Raw genomic sequence first — 734 nt, forward strand, 5'->3', positions numbered from 1 at the left:
TCACCATTGTTAGTCGCTGGGTAATCCACGCCATCAACAGTCACCACCACAGTCGCAGCAGGATCATCGATCGTACCAGTCAACGCAGGTGTGCTGTCATTGGTTGATACATCTGGGAATGTGACCACTGGTATAACTGTATCGATTGTTACAGTACCTGTATCCGTACCTGTATTACCTGCCAAGTCTGTTGCTGTCACAGTCACACTGTGAGCGCCTTCTGACAAGGTTGGTAAGACATCGTTCGGTAAAGTCCAGGTGCCATCACCATTGTTTACTGCCGGATAATCAATACCATCCACAGTTACTACAATCGTTGCATTTGGATCATTGATGCTACCTGACAAGTCCGGTGTTGCATCATTCGTCACTTCATCAGTTAACGATACCACTGGTGGTAAGCCGTCTCCGTCAACAATCTCTGTACCTGGCAATGAAGTATTGCCTGCAGGGTCAGTCGCTGTTGCTGAAATTGTCTCACCATCTACCAGATTGCCCGGATTCGGCACTGACCAGCTACCATCTGTACCTGCAACTACGGTTGCAGTCGTACCATCCGGGAAGCTTACAGTCACTGTTGAATCTGGTTCTGCTGTACCTGTAATCGGATCTACCGCATTCACTGGATCGATGTCCGGTGCATTTGGTGCAACCGTATCGATTGTTACAGTACCTGTATCCGTACCTGTATTACCTGCCAAGTCTGTTGCTGTCACAGTCACACTGTGAGCGCC

Annotated in this window: 1 protein-coding gene; it reads right to left on the minus strand. The window is 48.8% G+C overall.

The window, feature by feature from the left end; all coding sequences use genetic code 11:
- A partial coding sequence (locus tag AC07M3_RS19035; protein WP_494599138.1) for an Ig-like domain-containing protein occupies positions 1 to 734 on the minus strand: 734 nt, incomplete at both ends.

Source organism: Acinetobacter sp. GW821-FHT09D10 (assembly GCF_059416285.1).